A 17,103-nucleotide genomic window follows, 5' to 3' on the forward strand; every position below is an offset into this window, starting at 1 on the left:
AATAGCTATGTCAAAACACTCAGTTTGCATAGTTGATTACAGAAGAAAAAGTAAATAGAGCGACGGAAGAATCTCAAAACCAATAGCAATACACTAATCTATTTATATTGACCAGCAAACAAATAATTTAAAACAATTTTGTTTGTTATCTTAATTGCTCCTTAATCAGGACAACATCCGAAGATACAAATTCTTAATATATACAGGCTAACTTTACATTTTTTTTACTTTCAGATAAATAACAGATATACTATCCACTTTTTCTGCAAGTGAAACTACTGATTTCTGTTCAAGAATAGGGCAAATTATTGGCTAAATATAGGAATTTTTCAAGAAATAGAAATCCAGTAGTTTCATCCTATTGTTTCTTCTAGAAGACACTACATAATGAATCCAAGTCGCAAACGAACTTTTCAACAATTAAAAATACAGAATTTCAAGATTATGTCTCTTACAAAAATTGCTTGTATCGCTGCTCTGTCCTTATCTGCAATCTCCTCATTTATCTATGCAGGTTCTGCCCAGGCTATTTCCTTTCAAATAACCACTGGCATTGCAGGTCCTAATGGAGAAACTGACCAAGGTGCTTTTTCTGAGTTTACTCAACTTCCCGGTACGACAACTGTTAACTTCAATAATGGTCAAGCACCAACCACTGGTTTTGCTAAATACTCATTTGAGAATAACAGTGGAACCAGCAGTGTGAGGTCAGATGTATGGGCGCCTGCTGGGGCAAATGGTGAAGTCAATAATGGGAAGTATTTGGCAGTTTTCAACGGCGATAAAGTCACAATTAACCTTGCAAGTTCCCTCAATTATTTCGGTATTGACTGGGGAGCTATTAGTTCTGGTAACGTTTTTTCCTTCTACAATGGCGATAATTTAATCAAATCATTTACAACTGAGGATGTGAACCCAGTTGCTCCAATTCGTGCATCACAGCATGGCGGTGAAGGAAATGGCTACCTTCACTTCTACTCAGATAGTAGCAACGATATTTTCAACAAGATTGTCATTACCCAAACAGGTGGTGGTGGATTTGAAAGCGACAACCATTCTTTCCATCTAGGAACTGACAAATTTACAGGTTTTGACCCTAAGTCTGTTCCTGAGCCTAGTATTACATTAGGTATGCTGGCTGTAGGTGGTATGTTTCTACGCAAGCGCAAGAACGAAAAGTTACAAACTGTAAGACAATCTCATTAAATATATCAATCTAAGCTCAGTAAGATTTTCTCTATACTCTAACCTTAACCTGTAGAAGGATTTCAAAACTGAGTTAATATTAAATACAAATTAGGGTGAGTTTACTTAGGTGAACTCACCCTAATCCATTTGTGATTTCTAATCGGGGCTTCTTCTACGGTCAATGCTACGCGCAGCAAAGTGAGAAAATTTTCTTTAACTAGACTTTTTATTCATGCAAAATTGGGAGAAGGGGTTGAGGGATGTAGCAAGATCCCGTAAGGTGGGCAAATTTTACATTTCATTTGTGCAAGAGGTCTACTCAATACTGCTTAGAGCTTAACCAAACCGTATTGAGAGTGAACCGTAATTTTGACTCCTATAGGTTATTGCATGAATAAAATATACGTGGATTAGTTTAGATATAATAATGACTCATTCTTTGTTGTCCTAACTGGAGAAATTAATGGGTCGCGCCAAAAAGGTTGTCCTGGCATATTCTGGCGGAGTGGATACCTCAGTTTGCATCCCCTACCTCAAGCAGGAGTGGGGTGTGGAAGAGGTGATTACTCTAGCAGCAGATTTAGGTCAGGGAGATGAATTAGAGCCAATCAGAGAAAAAGCTCTGAAATCGGGTGCAAGTGAATCCCTAGTGGCGGATGTCAAAGACAGCTTCGTTAAAGATTACGCCTTTGGAGCGATTCAAGCCAACGCCCTTTATGAAAATCGTTATCCTCTAGGAACCGCTCTTGCTCGTCCACTGATTGCCAAAATATTAGTAGAAACAGCCGAAAAATATGGTGCTGATGCGATCGCTCACGGTTGCACTGGCAAAGGTAACGATCAGGTTCGCTTTGATGTCTCTGTCACCGCCTTAAACCCCAACCTGAAGATCCTCGCACCAGCCAGAGAATGGGGAATGAGTCGTGAGGAAACGATCGCTTATGGGGAAAAGTTTGGTATTCCCTCACCAGTTAAAAAATCTTCTCCCTATAGTATTGACAAGAATTTGCTTGGTCGTAGTATTGAAGCTGGTTTACTCGAAGATCCTTCATTTGAGCCACCAGAAGAAATTTATGAAATGACCAAAGCGATCGCTCAGACTCCTAACGAGCCACAGTACATCGAAATTGGTTTCCAGGGTGGTATTCCTACAACCCTCAACGGTATAGCCAAAAAGCCAGTTGAGCTAATTGAAGAACTCAATCAGGCGGTGGGAAATCATGGCATTGGACGGATCGATATGATTGAAAACCGTCTGGTGGGGATCAAATCGCGGGAAATCTACGAATCACCCGCAATGTTGGTGCTAATTCAGGCACATAGGGATTTAGAAAGCTTGACCTTAACGGCAGACGTTACCCATTACAAGCGTGGGATTGAAGAAACTTACAGCCAAATTGTTTACAACGGTTTGTGGTACAGTCCACTCAAAGTTGCACTTGATGCCTTTATTCAAAAGACACAAAAGCAAGTCTCTGGAACTGTGCGAGTGAAGTTGTTCAAGGGCAACTCTACGATAGTTGGGCGTTCGAGCGATAATTCTCTCTATACTCCCGATTTGGCAACCTACGGAGCCGAAGACAAATTTGACCACAAAGCCGCTGAAGGCTTTATCTACGTTTGGGGACTACCGACTCGCATTTGGTCAAAGCAGATTAGGGGTTAGAAGTAGAGACGCGATTAACCCTTGTCTGTACAGGAGTTAGGAGTTAAAAAAGCAAAATACAAAAGTAAAAGTTAAAAAATTCACTTTTTAGTTTACTGTTGACTCCTCACTCCTGACTTAAGTTTATGCTTGACTTACTCTTCTGCTGCACCTTTAACCTGGCGAGATTCCAGCCATAGGGGCACAATAATTAAGGCAGCGAGGATTAGTAAGGCTGCGATCGCAAATTGACCCACCCAAGCAACCAATTGTTCTAAAGAGACTATTTTGCCAGCAAAAAAAGATAATGTCACCATCAAACTAGCCCAAGCAACTGCTCCTAAAAAGTTATATAAAAAGAATTTTCTAAAGGGCATTTCAGCTATACCAGCTAGCGGTGCAGCAAAAACTCGTAACAATGCCAAAAAACGCCCAAAAAACACTCCTTTAGCAGCGTTTTGACTAAATTGATCTTTAATACTCAGCAGCCGCACTTCAGAAATCCGAAATATGCTGCCAACTTTTACCAGAAAAGCCCAACCGCTAACTCTACCAATCCAATAGCCACAAGTACCACCAATGACAGCACCCATAATTGCGTCACCGAGAACCAGCCAGAAATTTAGTTCATCGCTGCCAGCTAAAAACCCGCCTACTAAGGTCACGGTTTCACCAGGAAGGGGAATGCCTAAATTTTCTAGCAAAATTCCGAAAAAAATTGCCCAATACCCGTAATTATGAGCAACTTCCTGGATATTTTCTAGTGAAATCAGCTCTAAAGACATTCCACACCGCCGTCTTTATAAATTTTTACTTTTACTATATTTTTACATTTTTGCTTGTTTTTGGGTGGGGTGTCAATCAAACTAATACATAACTTCTACTCTATGGTAACTATTGACTTATGACTATTAACTATCCAATTTTTGGAATCACTACCACATGTTCATAATCTATTAAAAAAAGATTAAAAATTTTATAGAAAATTTATAAATATCCGTTTAAATTGTGAAAATCTTGTAAAAGATACGGTTGATACCGAAATTGTTAGGCGCTTATGCCTATATTGATGAAAGTTATCACAAATTATACGACATGAATACTGAAATAATCTATCTCAACTGTAGGACTAAAATTGCCCAAATATCTGGGTAAAAGGTCATTTTACTGTTGAAAGAGAAGAAGTATTGATGTCTTTTTCAATTTTTTGTCAAGTGTTCCAATTATCCTGTTAAATTCATGGCTTTTACACAAGAACTTCAAGTGATTTTGTTTAAACCCCAAGGAAGCATAGATTTGCAAGGCGGTAAGGCTTTGAGCGAACAGATGGCTGGAGTAGTTCCTCAAGCTTATCAACTCTGGGTTATCGACCTAGCAGAAGTTAACTTTATGGACAGCTCTGGGTTAGTTCCTTTAGTAAAAGGCTTAAAAGCTGCACGTCAGAGTGGTTGCCGCTTAGTTTTATGCAACGTACAAGCTCCTGTACGGTTGATTTTGGAACTTACCCAACTCGATACAGTGTTTGAAATTTTTACCACCTACCAAGATATTTTTACCAACGTTAAAGATGACAGTCTGATGCTAGCAGACTAACTAATAAATCTACCTACAGAAGGATGGCGGAGTCAAGCAATATTTGCATTTTTTCATATTCTTTCATATTCTTCATATTCTCTTTAAAATAACAGTCTGGTGCTAGCAGGCTGATTTTCTTTATTGTCTAGAGAAGAATGTTGAGGGAAACTCATATCTTTGAGCTAGGTAGTATAAATTGCATTATTGGAAGTCATCTACCTAAAGCAGTAAAGTCAGAAATTGCCAAAATCGCTCAAATCAAATGCAACTGTTTGTGACACTCCCCAACCTTTTAAATCCAGGGTTGTGCCAATTACTCTAAGATAATTGTTTTATATGGGACGTAACTAGTGAAAGGAAGCAGGAGGTAAGAAAGGTTAGAATCTCAGCTTTTAGGTTATTTCTAACTTTATAGTTATTTTTGCCTCGATTTACTACTTGGATGCCTCCAAGATGTTTTAATGCATCAATTTCTTACCTCTTATATTCCACCATCATGATAATTTTAGGCATTCTGGGGAGTCGAAATATTAGTTTGTTCGGATGCTGGGCGGGGAAAATTTGGTAAATCAATACCGCTGTGACTAGCATTGCGAGTTTTGAGTGCTAAACGGTAACTCACACTTTGCAGTTCTGCTTGCAGTTGGCGGTTTTCCCGTTGTAGCGTTGCTACCTTTTCTCTCACTGGCGTCATCCGCTCCTCAAACTTCCGACGGTAAATTTGAGGCAACTCTTGTACTACTTGCTCTAACATCCGAGTGCGATCGGTAAGTTCTTGAACTGACTGTCGCAATTGATAAATTTCGGAGTCACGAGTTGTAATTTGCTCTTGGTAGAACGCCACCTGCTGTTCTACAGCTTGGAGTTGTTCTTGTAAAGCGTGTAACTGGGTCAGATCGCGCTCAAATTCCGGCTGCTGTGGCATAAAACTAGTGTTACCCTTTACCAGCCGGAAAAGTTCTTGAGATAGTTGTTGCACTAATTGATCGCGAAGTTGCAACTCCTGGCGTAGCTGCGATACTTCCGTCGAGAGAACTTGAATATTAGGTGTATCAGATTGGCTCACAGTAGCTTAAAGCTCCCATTCAGAATCTTGTCCACTCTTAGGTATAACTGCGGGAGTACTACCTTTGGCAAGTATTTGTTAATTTAGCATTCCCAAACAAGTGACGAAAAAAGAAAAAGACAAAATTTTATTGAATGGGAGTGGGGATTGAGGAGAGGGAGTTAAGAGTTAGGAGTTAGGAGTTAAGAATTCTTCCCCTGCTTCCCCTGCTTCCTCTGCTTCCCCTACTCCCTCATCTCCCTCATCCCCCTCACCTCCCTACACTGTTGCAGGTGCAGCTACTTTAGTAGGCTTTTCTTTTTCCTCTTTGGGGGGTTTTTCTTCTTCAATGTCCTGCTTAATTGTCAAATAGCGAATCACTTCTTCACTCAGACGCATAGCGCGTTCAAAAGGAGCGATCGCAGTTGCAGGCGCGCTGTAGTTTAACTGGATGTAGATGCCATCCCGGTGTTTTTTGATTTCGTAAGCTAGACGGCGCTTACCACGATTTTGAATTTGGATTTCTTCAGCACCCTGTTCGCGAAGCAAATTCTGATATTTAGTAACTGCTTGCTCTACCTGTTCCTCTCCCAAGTCAGGACGGAGGATGTACATTGTTTCGTAATTTGTAGTCATATTTTTCAGTTTCCTCATGGACAAAAGTGGCTGCTGATATTAATTTATACCTAAATTTTGTTTAAAATGCCAGTATTAATCAACATCTGAAGCAACAAGGAACTATAATCTTACCAGTTTTCAATTTTGTTTCATTAGCCAAATCGCCAAAGTTTGGATTTTTTGGATGTCCCTAATGAAAACTAGGTTGAGAGGCAATCCTGATATTTCTTTCACAAGATCGATTGAGCTATCAGCTTCGCTAAGGGGTATCTTTCTTTAAAGGGCATCTTATAGCGATCGCTTTTTTGCTCAAGGCTCAATCGGTTGGCTAAACAGCTAACTGACGATTGCTAGGTACTCACAGCAACTAAAAAGCAGAAAAAAGGTATTTATCAAGGTTATGGCGCAGCGCTACGTGCGAATTCAAAATCCAGAAGGACAGATTTACTATGGGTTACTACAGCTATCCCTGAATGTACAGGTGCTAGATGCTCCACCCTGGTTACAAGGACAACCCACTGATTTAACTTTGACACCAGAAAATTACCAAATTCTGGCTCCCTGCGCTCCCTCTAAAATTGTCGCCGTGGGTAAGAATTATGCAGATCATGCTGCCGAAATGGGAACTCCAGTACCTTCTGAGCCATTAATCTTTCTTAAGCCACCTACGTCGATCATTCCATCTGAAAAAGAAATTAAGTATCCTCCCCAGTCACATAGAGTTGACTATGAAGGAGAGTTAGCTCTAGTGATTGGCGATTACGCTTTTGAATGTACGCCAGAGGTAGCCCAAACCAAAATTTGGGGCTACACCATCGCCAATGACGTAACAGCGCGGGATTTACAAAAACAGGATGGTCAGTGGACGCGAGCCAAAGGTTTTGATACTTTCTGTCCTTTGGGACCTTGGATTGTGCGGGAATTGAATCCAGGAGCGAGATTGCAGACTTTTGTGAATGACGATGCTAATCCAGTCCAATCTGCCTGTATCGATCGGATGGTGTTTTCCCCCGATGTTTTAGTTTCCTATATCAGTCAGGTGATGACGCTACTCCCTGGTGATTTGGTGCTTACAGGTACGCCGGAGGGTGTAAGTGCTTTGCATCCAGGCGATCGCGTCCGCGTAGAAATTGAAGGTATCGGTCGCCTGGAAAACACCGTAGCGTCCCGTTAACTTCTAACGCACTTGCATATACACTGCATCGGAAATCGCTGGAATTTCTGCATAACGTCCGCTCACAGACTGGATGACTGAATATGCTGCTGCTCCCACTATGCCGATAAAAATGGTTGTGGATAGGGTTTGGATTGCAAAACCACCGGAAGGAACTAGTCCCACAACATCAGTTAGGATGCTAAACAAAAAGATAATGATATCCAAAAGGATTGCTTGCATGGTGTTGAAACGAATAAAGTGACTAATTTTTTCGTTTCTTACTACCAGCAAAAATAAAGCAAAGAAAATAATCATTCCTGCATAACGCACGCCGTAGTAAATTCTTAATAATGGCAGAAGCGGTAAAAACAGTAGTTGTAACGGTGGAAACTCTGATAGTAAATATCTACCAAATACAAAAACTTCAATTAGAGGAAGCAAATAAGGCAAGGAAGCAAAAATCCGATCTGAAACTGTTGTAGACCCGCGCCAAGACATTATGCGTTCTCCTGTGGTTAAATTTTAATAGTTACTTGAGCATAGGATAACGCAATTGCTGGTCTTGCTGAGAAATTCAACTATTCTATATGGGCGATGCGAAAGCCCATCATACATTCATATTGGTCTGGCTGCTGTTGAGTAAGTTTGCGAATGGCTTGACCACAGCGCAGTTGACCCCCACGCCAACGAGGTTGGCCGCTCCCGTCAGCGAGTAAACAAGACTGGCAAACTTGCTCAGGGGCAAGGATTTGCTCGTCCATTAAAATGACTAGCATCGAATCCCTCCTGTAAATTCTCATTGTCAACCCACATTTCACTCAAGGGAAGACGTGTTTTGTAGCGGTTCAAAGAGCCACTTCAGATAGATTGGATGCGTTTTGTGTGGTTAAGTGTTGTGATTTGCAATCTCGCTTTGCGCCTAATTTGGGCGATCGCAGAGGACACTTAAGAATCACATCCTACCTTTTTGTAGCAAAAATGTGGGTAATTACGATTCAATAACAATTCTCAAGTGAATTTTAATTTATTGTACGTTGTGTCTATTGCAAAGTGGAAATTTTAGTAAAAAATAATACAAAAATTTTTGCACTAAGTTGAGCAAAGATAACTAACGATATCCATTGCATCCCTGTTAATTTAGCACTAGGATCTGTCAAACTTAATATTTAGAAAACAACAAAAGCTTTACGCATAAGGAACACGGCGACTTATCGAAATTCCCTTGAGGTGAGTAGTTAAAGTGTGAGAAGTCAAGTCAGTAAAATTGAGTTAACTTGATAGCCATTTAAGTGAGGCATTTCTAAAATACTGAGGTAAACTTGCAAGCAAGTTAATACACAATATTACTCAGCGGCTCGTCGGTCTGGGCATCACTTACAATGGAACACTGGCAATTTCTGATACAGAAACAAGGCGCTCGCTCGTGGCATATCCTAGAATCGCCAAATTTGGAAATTTTGGAAGGGCAGTATAGAGTTTTGGCTCGTTCTAATCTTCTTAATACAGACGTGGAAGTGCGGGTAACTCACTCTTCAACCGAGGAAGTTCAACCAACGCGGCGAATTTTCAAGCGATCGCGTCGCACTAATTCAGAAGGCATAATGGCGGTAATTCCTTTTACCTACTTCCAACCGGGAGTTTGGGAGTTGCGGTGTTCCGGCGATTTGATGTCGGATCTGCTCGGTAAATCTTGGCAATACAGCGTGCAAGTACAAGTCTTCTCGCTGTTAGCAGAGAGAGAGCCGAGGAAAAATTTAGGATCGAGTTCACCCGACGATGGCGTAGATACTGTTTCTGAAAACTTGGAATCTAATGCCCCAGCAGAAACTGCAATTACGTTATTTACGTTTGAGAAAGCGATCGCAGTTTCTGAAGAATTGGCAAATACTACAGATAGCAACCTTGTTACCACTGTTGGGCCAGATGAAGGAAACTTGGAATCTAATGCCCCAGCAGAAACTGAAATTGGGCTAGATCGAGCGATCGCAGTTTCTGAAGAAATGGCAAATACTACAGATGTTGCACCAGATGAAGAGAACTTGGAATCTAATGCCCCAGCAGAAACTGCAATTGAGCCAGATCGAGCGATCGCAGTTTCTGAAGGACTGGCAATTACTACAGATAGCAACCTCACTGTTGCACCAGATGAAGGGAACTTGGAATCTAATGCCCCAGCAGAAACTGCAATTGAGCCAGATCGAGCGATCGCAGTTTCTGAAGGACTGGCAATTACTACAGATAGCAACCTCACTGTTGCACCAGATGAAGGGAACTTGGAATCTAATGCCCCAGCAGAAACTGCAATTGAACCAGAGCAAGCGATCGCAGTTTCTGAAGAACTGGCAATTACTACAGATAGCAACCTTGTTACCACTGTTGCCTCAGATGAAACGGAAGAAGATGAAGATATAGTTATCGATCGGCCTGTAAGTCCTGTATGGCTCAAAGGAGAGACGGCAGAGCAGATTTTACAAAATTTAATAGATTTAGCTTTACCCACCTCTGAACTGCTGCCGCAAGATGAAAAAGTTACAGATTCTTCGGCAACACAACTACCGCCACCATTACTGCTAATTTTAAGTCAGGATAATTATATTGCTCGTTGGGGACAAGCTCTTATAATCAACGGGTACATAGAATTCCAAGAAAAGACAAATCTAGATTGGGATGAAACATCATCTTCAAAAAGCTTGCGGGCGCTTGCAGTAGAAATTGAACTGCGATCGCCCAAGAACTCGAAAATATTGACCAAAGTACGGCAACCCTTATCAGATAAGGAGTTGCCCTTTACCATCAATACCTCAATTGATATTCCTGCTGATTGTGAATCTAAGCTAATTTTGGCAGATATCAGTTTGTATGGGAAATTCGCTGATGCTGGTGAAGTCATGCCGTTAGCCACCCAGTCCTTCACCATTACAGCAGATGTAACAGAATTACTGGCGATCACAGCCGCAGCAAAATCCAACATATTTTTAAATGATCTCATAACACCATCGGACTCATCTGCTGCTTTCACAGAAACAGAAACACCTGTTAAACTCGATTTGAAACTATTAAATCTGGTCAAAACTCCAAAAATAGACCAGTCTCAGATAGTTAATCCATCCCCAAACACACCTTTACCACCGCAAATTAACCTGCAAGTTTTGCGAGAAGCTAACTTGCGGACATCTAAGCTCAAGAATTCAAGTATTTCGTTGCCTCAATTACCGAAACTGCCCCCTATCCAAAGTAATGCCAACATTCCCTTAGATGTTGTTGCAGAACCACAGACACCAAAGGAGCTTGTAGAAAAGGATGCTACTATAGCCACCATCAATTTGGAGCAGTTGGTCATCAAGCAACGTCGAATGCCAATAATCGAGACTACTTTGCCATACTTGAAACGGCTACAAGCTTTACCAGATGATGCCGAAGAAAAAGTAGAAAATAATGTTCTTTCAGATACATTGGAAGTTAAAGCGGCTGAAGACTTACCAAAGTTAGACGCAACTGTGGCTGAAGATGAAAATATACCTGAATTAGGAGTAGGTGAGGCACAATTCCAGGAAGAATCTGTTGCTGAAGTTGAAGCCCCGCAAAATTCACAATTCCAGGAAGAATCTGTTGCTGAGGTTGAAGCCCCACAAAATTCACAATTTCAGGAAGAATCTGTTGCTGAAATCGAAGCCCAGCAAAATTCACAATTCCAGGAAGAATCTGTTGCTGAAGTCGAAGCCCAGCAAAATTCACAATTAATTACCACAGGAAATCTTTATTCATCTCCCCTGCTCAGGAAGTGGATGCAGAGCCAAGGATACTCCTTGCCTGAATCTATCAACGATCTGCAACCTCAAGATTACAATAACTATGTTCCACCACAGCAGATACCCCTTCCTCCTAGTGCAGAAAATGCGAATGTTGATGTTAACTTGCCATTAGACCTAGATGCCAACACGGAGAATAATCTGAACGAAGATTGGAGCAGTTTACAACTTCTCTTAGCTGAAACGCCCAAGGGACAGGAGACATGGCCAGAAGTCGAAGGATTGGCTCCTGAACTGGAGAAATTTGGGGAAGATATAGACACAGCGCAGGAAATGGAACTAGGGATTGGAGAAAATACGGAAATAGAAAAAGTACTAGAAGAACCAACAATCTCATCGGCTTTGTTAACACAAGTACCGCCCCCTCCTCCTCCGATAAAAATAAATATAGCGTCAGCTTGGTTGGCGCAAGAAATCGTTGTAGATGATACAGATACCGAACTGGAAGGCGATGCAAAGGAGAGTGACACCTTTGAAGAAAAGGAGCAATCACTGTTATATTCATCTTCTTCCTTACCTCTAATTGCAGCAGCCACTGAGCCTTTGCCAACTCCACATTTGTATGTGCCAGAAGGCGAATTAATTGCTGGCAAGTCTGTCATAGTCCGCGTAGTACTGCCGGAAGTACCTCTGCAAGTTGTTGTCAAGTTATGGCTTGAAGATTATCAAACTCGCTGCTTACTAGATGGGCCTCATTTATTGACAAATTTACTTCCTAATGCATCAGAAAAGTTGGAAGTGATGACACAATTAAACATTCCCTTTGGCTGTTTGGAAATTCGCTTAGGAGCGATCGCACTCGATCTAACAACCCAACAGGAGAGTCACAAAGTCACAATAGTAAGAACCGTGATTCCTCCAGACTTGCCAAGCTTGCAACTAGATGAACTCCTGGGTATGTAACTCAGGTATGAGGGGCATTGGGCATTGGGCATGGACAAGAGACAAGGTAAACAAGGAAGAGGGCAAAGACAAAGAAGAGACTTGTTCTAATAATTCCCTCTTGTCCCCTTGTCCCCTTGTCCCCCATCTCCCAATTTCCCCTGTGTTAAAAATATGAAAGAATTTCAAAAATTTGGCAGAATTTGCAGTAAGCTCATCTTGAATTGTAGTGTGATTTCATAGGAACCTTTAACTATGGCAGCATCTTTTTTGCCTACTGTCTTGGCTAGTACTTCGTACTTGTCTGCGATCTTCGTGCCCATAATTGGTTGGATTTTGCCAGGTGTGGTCTTCGCATTTCTGTTTTTATACATTGAAAGCGACGATATCAGCGATATCAGCTGATACTGATGTAGTCATTAGTCATTAGTCATTAGTCATTTGCAAAAAACAAATGACAAAAGACAAAAGACAAAGGACAAATGACCAAAATTAATACCGCCCATCTCATAGAGACAGGCGGTTTTTTTAACGTTGATTTCTCAACAAATGCTAGAAAGTTCTAACTTATAGTATTCGGTTCAAACTAACTAATGTTAAATCGAAGAACCGAGTCCTGCGTAGGCACCATAAAAGAAAATGCCCAGGACTGTAATTATACCTAAACCTGCGATCGTAGCGACGACCCACAGGGGAATTCTCCCACTTCCAGACACAGCTTCTCTCCTCCCTTAACAACAAATCAACACACGTTCATAAACCAAGATTAACAACAGTACTTCTAATTAGTTAAAGAAGTAACTGGAAAACAGAATACCCAGAACGAAAATTAGTAGTAATCCCAGGTATAACGAAGTCCGGTTTAGTTCAACCGGTTGATTATTGGGATTGGGCGATCTTTCTACCATAATTGCTCCTAACGTTGAATAAATTGCATTGCGGCGATCGCGCCCAAAAAGAATACAGTTGGTACACCTAAAGTATGTACTGCCAGCCATCTAACGGTAAAAATTGGATAGGTAACTGGTTGATTGATGTTGTTTCCGCTAGTCATGATCTCAAACTACTTTCCAATAAATTCTTCAACTTGTTTTTTAGCTTCAAAACGGTTCTTCACAATGGGCACTTCTTGCCGCGCTGGTGTGAAATACTCGTTGGGACGGGGTGTACCAAAAGCATCATAAGCCAGTCCGGTGCTGACAAATAACCAACCAGCAATAAATAATGCCGGGATGGTGATGCTGTGAATTACCCAGTAACGAACGCTAGTAATGATGTCCGAAAACGGACGTTCTCCAGTGGTACCTGACATTTAGATCCCTACCTTATACATAGAGTGTTATTGAGTTTATTATCCTACAAAGTTAAGAAAGAGTTACAAGTTGCAACGTTCTTCTCAGAAATAGATATTGGGGATTGGGTACTGGGTACTGGGCATTGAGAAAACTCTTACCTAGTCCCTAATCCCCAGTCCCCATTATGCTGCTTCTGGGGAAGTTGTTTCAGGGTTTGGTAGATATTTGAGCAAAGCGCCGCGATCGCCAATTATAAATCCCCGCTCTGGCTCCAAAAACACAATCTTGTACAAATTAGCCGCAACTTCTTCCACTTCACGGTCTTTTTCCCAGGTTTTGCCACCGTCGGCACTGCGTAGCAAATTACCGCTACCGCCACCTACCCAAATTTCATTGGGTGTGCGATATGCCAAATCCAGTAAACCCCAACTGGTAGATAACTCTGGATATTGTGCCTCTTGCCATTCTTCAGGTTTAGTTGGGTCACTAAACTGAACTTGACCTCCTCTAGCGAGCAACCACAATTGCCCATTATCACCAAAGCCCATGTTTTCTACTCGCCGAGAACTATTGCGGTTATGGGGAACCCAAGCATCTTGGCCTGGTTCCCAAGTCGAGTAAAAACTACCCTTAGCGGAAACAGCAACATACTTACCATCAGCAGAACGCTCTAAGTTACGCACCACACCCACTGCTGATTCCACCTGGGCTTTCCAGTTTTTGCCGCCGTCTGTGGTCTTATATATGGCTCCAACATTAGTAGCCATTTCCGCTGTATTGTTTGCTAGCGCCTTAACTGCGATCGGACTACCTGGTAGCTTTTCGCTCAGGGGGATACGCGACCAAGAAGCACCTTCATCGGTAGTATGTAGTAAAAGTCCAGGCTCTCCGGCAATCCAGCCTTCTTTACCGACAAAACTTACTGAGTCAAAACGATACTTTTGCTCATCCAGTTGCAGTGTTATTGGTTTCCAGGTATTACCACCGTCATTGGTTTCCAATAGTGTGGCATTGCTACCGACTAAGTAGCCATGCTCAAGGTTATCAGTAAAAGCAATATCCAATAAATTTGAGTCTGTTGGCACAGAAATGACTTTCCAAGGGTTGTAGCTAACAGAGGGAACTTGGCTACAACCTATGCACATCACGACTACTATTAACAAGGCAAATATTCGTTGCCAACCTTTCACAATTGAATGCATCAGTATTTCTTAGTTATTTCTAAATTTTGGTAGCAGTTGGCAGCCAGGATGCTGTAAAGTCCTGGCTTTTTCATTTTGAATTTTGTTAGCGCAGTGTAAAGCCTCTGGTAGAGAGCGTTATTTGGAATTGCTTAAAGGCTGTCATTGTAAGCCGTAAAGACTGATAAAAAACAAGAAGCCAAGAGCCAAAGCACCAAAAATTAGGATATTCTTTTGGGTTGGCGTTAGGTTGTTAACACCCAAACCATAACCGAGATTTTCTTTAAAGCCGGATGCAGTACCGGCAGGGCCGATGTTGGCAAAAGCAGTCTTTTTAGCAGAACAAACTGGACAACGCCAATTTATGGGCAGTTCTGCAAAGCTTGTCCCTGAAGCAATATCATCTTTGTCGTCTCCCTTTTCGGGTTCGTAAACATAACCGCAGGCGCGACACTCGTAGCGGTCTAACACCGTAGTCTCAACAGCTGGTTCGCTCATGGCTAAGGCCTCGCAAAGGAGAAATCTTAAATATACGTTAAAAATTATGACATAATTGTTAGGCTTTTCTATCACTAGCAAAAGCGAATCAAATACCTAAAGTGCGTCTGTTTCCCAGATTTCAGAAAAACCAAACAGATATAATGTAAAAGAAAGTTACGCAGTTAAGGGATTGGGCGTTGGGTAAAACAGTTCCGAGTTCCGAAAGTTCTGAGTAAAGAAGTGAGATTCCCTACTCAGCACTCAGTACTCAGCACTCAGCACTCAGCACTCAGCACTCAAAACTCACTACTTAAAATACTCCATAAGCGGTAGATACTCATTGTGTTTGTCCTCAGCGGTTACGAGTACCTTCTAGGTTTCTTCATCATCTGTAGCCTAGTACCTGCCTTAGCGCTCTCAGCTTCCAAGCTCCTACGACCCAGTGGTTACGCCCCAGAACGTCGCACCACTTATGAATCTGGCATGGAACCCATCGGCGGAGCCTGGATTCAGTTCAACATTCGCTACTACATGTTTGCTCTGGTCTTCGTCGTCTTTGATGTGGAGACTGTATTCTTGTATCCTTGGGCGGTAGCTTTCCACCGTTTGGGGCTATTGGCTTTTATTGAAGCGCTAGTCTTTATTGCAATTCTTGTAGTCGCTTTAGTTTACGCATGGCGTAAAGGAGCTTTGGAATGGTCTTGAATTCTAACTTAACAACCCAGGGTAAAGAACGAATCATCAACCCCATTGAGCGTACCAATGTCACTCAAGACCTTTCAGAAAATGTTATTCTGACGACGGTTGATGACCTTTACGACTGGGCGCGGCTTTCTAGTTTGTGGCCGTTGCTGTTTGGTACTGCTTGCTGCTTTATTGAGTTTGCAGCCTTAATTGGCTCTCGATTTGACTTTGACCGTTTTGGGCTAATTCCCCGTTCTAGCCCCCGCCAAGCCGATTTAATTATTACGGCAGGGACTATCACGATGAAGATGGCTCCGCAACTAGTGCGTCTTTACGAACAAATGCCAGAGCCAAAGTATGTAATTGCGATGGGTGCTTGCACAATTACTGGCGGGATGTTCAGCGTTGATTCCCCCACAGCAGTACGCGGAGTCGATAAACTGATTCCTGTAGATGTGTACTTACCTGGTTGTCCTCCCCGTCCCGAAGCAATTATTGATGCAATCATTAAGTTGCGGAAGAAAATCTCCAACGAGTCGATGCAAGAGCGGGGTAAAATTAAGCAAACTCACCGCTATTACAGCACGACTCATAACCTGAAGCCAGTAGAGGAAATCTTAACTGGTAAGTATTTGCAGTCAGCAACTCGCTCTGCACCACCGAAGGAATTGGCGGAAGCAATAGGTATGCCAATACCACCTGCACTGCTGACAGAAAAGGCGCAAAAGGAGGAACAAACCCGTGGCTGAAGAAGAATCTAAACCAGTACCAGCAGCGAAAGAAGAGGCATTGGTACAAGCGGGTAAAGTTTCCCAATGGTTGACGGAAAATGGTTTTGACCATGAGTTTTTAGCACCAGACAAAAATGGTGTAGAGATAATTAAGGTAGCGGCAGATTTTTTGCTTCCTACCGCTACAGCCCTTTATGCTTATGGGTTTAATTATCTCCAGTGTCAAGGTGGTATTGACCTTGGCCCAGGACAAGAATTAGTGAGTATGTATCACTTGATTAAAGTCGGTGATAATAGCGATCGCCCCGAAGAAGTTCGAGTTAAAGTGTTCTTACCACGGGAAAATCCTGTAGTGCCTTCTGTGTACTGGATTTGGAAGACCGCAGATTGGCAAGAGCGCGAGTCTTACGATATGTTCGGCATTATCTACGAAGGACACCCAAATCTCAAGCGGCTTTTGATGCCGGAAGATTGGGTAGGTTGGCCTTTGCGGAAAGATTACGTCTCACCCGATTTCTACGAGTTGCAAGACGCTTATTAGAGATTGCTGAGTTTTAGCAGTAATTAACCCCTTTCCGGTCGCGGAGAGGGGTTATGTTTTTGGTGTTTCATGTCAAGGACTTCCAAAGAATAAATTATTCCAAAAATAACAAGCGATAAGATTTGTAAAAGAATAATAATTATTTTTAGGCAGAGAAGAGGGGGTGGGGGCGGCCACCCCCCAACTAACATTTATAAAAGAAGGAAAAATATTTTTTATCCCAATTGGGAGGCCCCGCAGCAGCTTTTTTAAAATAAAAAGGAGAAAATTTAA

The 17,103-nt window shown here is 42.0% G+C and carries 21 protein-coding genes; 9 read left to right on the plus strand and 12 right to left on the minus strand.

The features are described 5' to 3' along the window. Positions 1 to 444 precede the first annotated feature (444 nt). A complete protein-coding gene (locus RM368_RS09390) occupies positions 445 to 1,206 on the plus strand; it encodes a PEP-CTERM sorting domain-containing protein (protein WP_322688400.1) in 762 nt (253 codons plus the stop codon). A 445-nt stretch (positions 1,207 to 1,651) separates the two neighbouring features. Next, positions 1,652 to 2,854, plus strand: coding sequence for an argininosuccinate synthase (locus RM368_RS09395; RefSeq protein WP_322693826.1), 1,203 nt, complete (start codon positions 1,652 to 1,654; stop codon positions 2,852 to 2,854). Between the two features lie 134 nt (positions 2,855 to 2,988). Here RM368_RS09395 and RM368_RS09400 read toward each other — a convergent pair whose 3' ends face one another. Continuing rightward, positions 2,989 to 3,618: a DedA family protein gene (locus RM368_RS09400; protein ID WP_322693827.1), complete on the minus strand. Its 630-nt coding sequence runs from the start codon at positions 3,616 to 3,618 to the stop codon at positions 2,989 to 2,991. A 454-nt stretch (positions 3,619 to 4,072) separates the two neighbouring features. On the opposite strand from RM368_RS09400, the gene RM368_RS09405 reads away from it, so the two are divergent. Beyond that, the gene (locus tag RM368_RS09405; RefSeq protein WP_322693828.1) at positions 4,073 to 4,426 is read left to right on the plus strand and encodes an STAS domain-containing protein; all 354 of its coding nucleotides are present in this window, start codon (positions 4,073 to 4,075) and stop codon (positions 4,424 to 4,426) included. Between the two features lie 487 nt (positions 4,427 to 4,913). On the opposite strand, the gene RM368_RS09410 is transcribed toward RM368_RS09405, so the two are convergent. Beyond that, positions 4,914 to 5,474, minus strand: coding sequence for an Npun_F5560 family protein (locus RM368_RS09410; protein ID WP_094348024.1), 561 nt, complete (start codon positions 5,472 to 5,474; stop codon positions 4,914 to 4,916). Positions 5,475 to 5,732: 258 nt separating this feature from the next. Beyond that, entirely contained in the window at positions 5,733 to 6,089 is a 357-nt protein-coding gene (rpsF, locus tag RM368_RS09415; protein WP_322670290.1) for a 30S ribosomal protein S6, read from the minus strand. Between the two features lie 382 nt (positions 6,090 to 6,471). On the opposite strand from rpsF, the gene RM368_RS09420 reads away from it, so the two are divergent. Next, complete coding sequence (locus tag RM368_RS09420; protein WP_322688403.1) at positions 6,472 to 7,245, plus strand: fumarylacetoacetate hydrolase family protein; 774 nt, start codon at positions 6,472 to 6,474, stop codon at positions 7,243 to 7,245. A 3-nt stretch (positions 7,246 to 7,248) separates the two neighbouring features. Here the strand turns inward: RM368_RS09420 and RM368_RS09425 are convergent, their stop codons facing one another. Together RM368_RS09425 and RM368_RS09430 are read right to left on the minus strand one after the other, a co-directional pair. Further along, the gene (locus tag RM368_RS09425) at positions 7,249 to 7,725 is read right to left on the minus strand and encodes a Tic20 family protein (RefSeq protein ID WP_322670288.1); all 477 of its coding nucleotides are present in this window, start codon (positions 7,723 to 7,725) and stop codon (positions 7,249 to 7,251) included. Positions 7,726 to 7,805: 80 nt separating this feature from the next. Further along, positions 7,806 to 8,003, minus strand: a complete 198-nt coding sequence (locus RM368_RS09430; RefSeq protein ID WP_094348028.1) for a hypothetical protein — start codon at positions 8,001 to 8,003, stop codon at positions 7,806 to 7,808. A gap of 603 nt (positions 8,004 to 8,606) precedes the next feature. On the opposite strand from RM368_RS09430, the gene RM368_RS09440 reads away from it, so the two are divergent. Together RM368_RS09440 and psaI are read left to right on the plus strand one after the other, a co-directional pair. After that, the gene (locus tag RM368_RS09440) at positions 8,607 to 11,939 is read left to right on the plus strand and encodes a hypothetical protein (RefSeq protein WP_416212225.1); all 3,333 of its coding nucleotides are present in this window, start codon (positions 8,607 to 8,609) and stop codon (positions 11,937 to 11,939) included. Between the two features lie 234 nt (positions 11,940 to 12,173). Then, positions 12,174 to 12,323 (plus strand): photosystem I reaction center subunit VIII, encoded by a 150-nt coding sequence (gene psaI, locus RM368_RS09445; RefSeq protein ID WP_322693829.1) that lies wholly within the window; start codon positions 12,174 to 12,176, stop codon positions 12,321 to 12,323. Positions 12,324 to 12,514: 191 nt separating this feature from the next. Here the strand turns inward: psaI and RM368_RS09450 are convergent, their stop codons facing one another. From RM368_RS09450 to RM368_RS09475, 6 genes are all read right to left on the minus strand, one after another. After that, positions 12,515 to 12,634, minus strand: a complete 120-nt coding sequence (locus RM368_RS09450) for a photosystem II reaction center protein J (RefSeq protein WP_012411803.1) — start codon at positions 12,632 to 12,634, stop codon at positions 12,515 to 12,517. A 69-nt stretch (positions 12,635 to 12,703) separates the two neighbouring features. Beyond that, positions 12,704 to 12,826, minus strand: a complete 123-nt coding sequence (locus RM368_RS09455) for a photosystem II reaction center protein L (protein ID WP_015127970.1) — start codon at positions 12,824 to 12,826, stop codon at positions 12,704 to 12,706. Positions 12,827 to 12,834: 8 nt separating this feature from the next. Beyond that, the gene (gene psbF / locus RM368_RS09460; protein WP_015115279.1) at positions 12,835 to 12,972 is read right to left on the minus strand and encodes a cytochrome b559 subunit beta; all 138 of its coding nucleotides are present in this window, start codon (positions 12,970 to 12,972) and stop codon (positions 12,835 to 12,837) included. A gap of 9 nt (positions 12,973 to 12,981) precedes the next feature. Continuing rightward, complete coding sequence (gene psbE / locus RM368_RS09465; protein WP_094348030.1) at positions 12,982 to 13,230, minus strand: cytochrome b559 subunit alpha; 249 nt, start codon at positions 13,228 to 13,230, stop codon at positions 12,982 to 12,984. Positions 13,231 to 13,395: 165 nt separating this feature from the next. Next, positions 13,396 to 14,415: a photosynthesis system II assembly factor Ycf48 gene (locus RM368_RS09470; RefSeq protein ID WP_322693830.1), complete on the minus strand. Its 1,020-nt coding sequence runs from the start codon at positions 14,413 to 14,415 to the stop codon at positions 13,396 to 13,398. Between the two features lie 141 nt (positions 14,416 to 14,556). Beyond that, positions 14,557 to 14,892, minus strand: coding sequence for a rubredoxin (locus RM368_RS09475; RefSeq protein WP_094348032.1), 336 nt, complete (start codon positions 14,890 to 14,892; stop codon positions 14,557 to 14,559). Positions 14,893 to 15,216: 324 nt separating this feature from the next. On the opposite strand from RM368_RS09475, the gene ndhC reads away from it, so the two are divergent. The 3 genes from ndhC to RM368_RS09490 are packed head-to-tail and all read left to right on the plus strand — an operon-like array spanning position 15,217 to position 16,830. Next, positions 15,217 to 15,579 carry a photosynthetic/respiratory NAD(P)H-quinone oxidoreductase subunit C gene (gene ndhC / locus RM368_RS09480; RefSeq protein WP_012411797.1) on the plus strand — a complete coding sequence of 121 codons (363 nt, stop codon included), beginning with the start codon at positions 15,217 to 15,219 and terminating at the stop codon, positions 15,577 to 15,579. Next, entirely contained in the window at positions 15,570 to 16,307 is a 738-nt protein-coding gene (ndhK, locus tag RM368_RS09485; RefSeq protein ID WP_322670283.1) for a photosynthetic/respiratory NAD(P)H-quinone oxidoreductase subunit K, read from the plus strand. The genes ndhC and ndhK overlap by 10 nt, the downstream gene beginning before the upstream one ends. Further along, the gene (locus RM368_RS09490; RefSeq protein ID WP_322693831.1) at positions 16,300 to 16,830 is read left to right on the plus strand and encodes an NAD(P)H-quinone oxidoreductase subunit J; all 531 of its coding nucleotides are present in this window, start codon (positions 16,300 to 16,302) and stop codon (positions 16,828 to 16,830) included. Before ndhK ends, RM368_RS09490 begins: the two co-directional genes overlap by 8 nt. Positions 16,831 to 16,902: 72 nt before the next feature. Here RM368_RS09490 and RM368_RS09495 read toward each other — a convergent pair. Continuing rightward, positions 16,903 to 17,103, minus strand: a 201-nt coding sequence (locus RM368_RS09495; RefSeq protein ID WP_322693832.1) for a hypothetical protein, incomplete at its 5' end; no start/stop codon positions are given.

This window comes from Nostoc sp. DedSLP03 (assembly GCF_034530815.1).
In the GTDB taxonomy this organism is placed as follows: Bacteria; Cyanobacteriota; Cyanobacteriia; order Cyanobacteriales; family Nostocaceae; genus Nostoc.